The following is a 3,442-nucleotide window of genomic DNA, read 5'->3' on the forward strand; positions in this document are numbered from 1 at the left end:
AACCCAACAGCTCTTGGATCTTCAACCCAATACTTCAACGCGTTTGCTTTAATGAATGCCAAGGGTATTTACGAGGGACAGCGGGCTAAGAATCCGGTTGATCGTGTGTTCATCCTAACCCGCTCAGGCTTTGCCGGCATGCAGCATTACGGAACCACTACCTGGAGTGGCGATATAGGTACTTGCTGGGAGGATTTGAAAGCACAAATTCCGGCCGGAATCAACTTCTCCATGTCGGGCTTACCGTACTGGACCATGGATATTGGTGGTTTCAGTGTACAAAAGAAATTTGAGCGTGCCAAAGAAGGGTCGGAGGATATGAAAGAGTGGCGTGAGTTGAATACCCGCTGGTACCAGTTTGGTGCATTCGTGCCTTTGTTCCGCGTGCATGGTCAGTACCCCTATCGTGAGATTTACAACCTGGCACCCGAAAATCATCCGGCCTACCAATCGATGTTGTACTACGATAAACTGCGCTATCGGTTGATGCCTTACATTTACAGTATGACGGGGGCTGTTTATCATCACGATTACACCATTATGCGTGGTTTGGCGATGGATTTTGCAAGTGATAAACGTGTTTTGAATATCGACGACCAATATTTATTTGGATCATCTCTGATGATTTGCCCGGTTTACCGTTACCAGGATCGTCAGCGCGATGTGTATTTCCCCAACAACAGTGGGTGGTATAACCTGTACACCGGTAAATTTGTTGCCGGCGGACAAAAGCAATCGGTTGATGCGCCTTATGAACGTATTCCTGTTTTTGTGCGTGAGGGATCGATCATTCCGGTTGGACCCGAGATTGAATATACAGGAGAGAAACCCGATGCACCCATTGATTTGTATGTGTACACCGGTAAAGATGCCATTTTTGAGCTGTACGAAGACGAGAATACCAACTACAATTACGAGAAGGGTGCTTTCAGTACCATTCGCTTCGATTATAACGAGGCGGAGCATAAGCTGACCATTCAGGATCGGCAGGGCGAGTTTCCGGGAATGGTTGCTAACCGTACGTTCCGCGTCATTGTGGTTTCGCACGATAAGGCTGTGCCATTCCTTGATCCTGCAGCGGATGCCAAAGAAATTGATTACAATGGAAAAGCGATAGACGTTCAGTTTTAATTCTTGGTTTCTCAATTCATCGCTGGTTTGTTAGACGAAACATAAACTTCTCTGGTGAGGGAATGTGATGGATTGGCGTGTATAGTGCATTTTTAAAAGGGAGCTGGTCTCCCTTTTTTTACCCATTTATGATCCCTGCCAATGACAGATCTAATGATAGAAGGATAGATGGATTGAAGGAGCCACAAGATCCCTGGCCCATTACTTGTCCCGAACTTGCTTCGGGAGGGCTTCAACATCAATAGAAAAAACGCCTGACTCCGGAGCTCACGAGAGCCAGTCCAGAGCCAACGAGAGTCAGGTCTGAATTTACGAGACCTTGGTCTGAGCTCACGAAGGTCAGGTCAGAACTTACGAGAGTCAACCCTGAGCTCACGAGAGCTCGTACAGAGGTAACGAGAGCTTACTCCGGAATCCCGGTTGTCAATCCAGAGCCAACGAGAGCTTACCCTGCAGTCACAGTTGCTAATACAGGAGTGACAGTTGCCAGTACAGAGTTTCCAGTTGGCAATTCTGAAAATACAGTTGCTAATCCCGGATTTGCAGTTGTCAACAGGGTGGTAATTGCTTGTTCCAAACGTGGCTTCCCGGTTCAATTTGAATGTCCTTGAGGAGTCTGACAGTCCCTGTGAGCAATTAGAGGACCGGTGATATCTATTTGTACGTAATTATTATCTTTGGTAAAGCCAATTGAGAGAAACCCAATGATTAATCGAATTCGACTTTCTGTTATAGCCGTATTGTTGTTGCAGGTTAGTGTTGCCATTGGGCAAGCTGACATTAATCGGTACAAGTTCATGCAATTGTCGATTAATGATGGATTGTCCAATAACCTGGTGAAAGCCATGTTGAAAGACAGTCGCGGCTTTATGTGGTTTGGAACCGGTCGCGGACTCAATCGCTTCGATGGAACAAACTTCAAAATATACACCCACAATGCTTTCGATCCCAAGAGCATTCCTTTTAATTCGATCGATTTTTTATTTGAAGATTACGACCAGCGTATTTGGTTAAAGTCGATCAATGACTTTTTCATTTTTGAACCCGATAAGGACTTGTTTTCGTCCCTGCCTGCGTACTATAAGGACTCGAAGATTCCGTTGACGAACCTGAAGCAAATCACTTTTGACAGGGATAAACGCACTTGGTTTGTAAACTCGAATAATAGCCTCTATTTCTACGACCATCAAACAGGTGTTTGCGATTCGATACAGATCCCTTCAGGCGAACAAGGCTTGCAAGCCAACGATTATATTGATGCGGTGGCCTTCGATTCGAATAATCAGGCATGGGCCGTTTCGCGGCTTTTTCGGGTGTTTCAAATCGATTCGGCATCTAAAAAAATACTTTCGGTTTTTTCGCTTTTCGAAGAACCACCCCGCGAAAATACCTCCAGCAATATTTATATCGATAGCGATGATGATGTTTGGGTATGGGCCCCCGGTCAACCGTTTGGTGCCTTCCAAATTAAGGCTAAAGGTGGCGGATTAAACCACTACACAGCTCAGGCAATTTTTTTTCGGTTAAATTCGAATTTGGTTTCGTCGATTGTGGAAGAAAAGAATGGGTTGATCTGGATTGCTTCCGATCATGGCGGAATTAATGTGGTGGATAAAGGAAAGGGGCAGATCCTGTCGCTGGTAAACAATCGCGACGATCGTTTCAGTCTTTGCCAGAATAGTGTGAACAGTATTTATCGCGACGATGAAGGGATTATCTGGGCTGGAACTTACAAGAAAGGAATTAGCTATTATCACCCGGGCTTGGTGCAGTTTGAGCACTACAAGTATTTGCCATCGGTTCCGAACAGCTTGCCCTACGACGATGTAAACTGTTTTGCCGAGGACAAAAAAGGAAATTTATGGATTGGGACTAATGGTGGTGGGCTGATCTATTTTAACCGGAAAGAAAATACCTTTAAAACCTATCGTAACAACCCGAAAGATCCCAATAGCCTAACGAGCGATGTGATTGTTGCCCTTTATTACGATCGGAATGACCAGCTTTGGATTGGTTCGTATTTTGGAGGTCTGGATCGCTTCGACGGAAAGACTTTTCATCATCACAAACACGACCCGGAAAATCCGGCGACGATCTCGGATAACCGGGTTTGGGAGATTTTTGAAGATTCGCGTCGCAATTTGTGGATCGGAACCCTGGCCGGTGGATTGAATTTATATGATCGGGAGAAGAATACGTTCTACCATTATCGTTATGGCGATGTCAATTCGGTCGGATCGGACTTCATCATGTCGATTATTGAAGATTCGGAAAATAACCTGTGGATTGGTACTACTGATGGTATTGATCG

General features: G+C 45.2%; 2 protein-coding genes. Both read left to right on the plus strand.

Features of this window, described 5'->3' with window-relative positions:
- A partial coding sequence (locus AC37HE_RS02140; protein WP_500781126.1) for a glycoside hydrolase family 31 protein occupies positions 1–1,131 on the plus strand: 1,131 nt, incomplete at its 5' end.
- A 704-nt stretch (positions 1,132–1,835) separates the two neighbouring features.
- A partial coding sequence (locus tag AC37HE_RS02145; RefSeq protein ID WP_500781127.1) for a ligand-binding sensor domain-containing protein occupies positions 1,836–3,442 on the plus strand: 1,607 nt, incomplete at its 3' end.

The organism is Mangrovibacterium sp. (assembly GCF_059905295.1).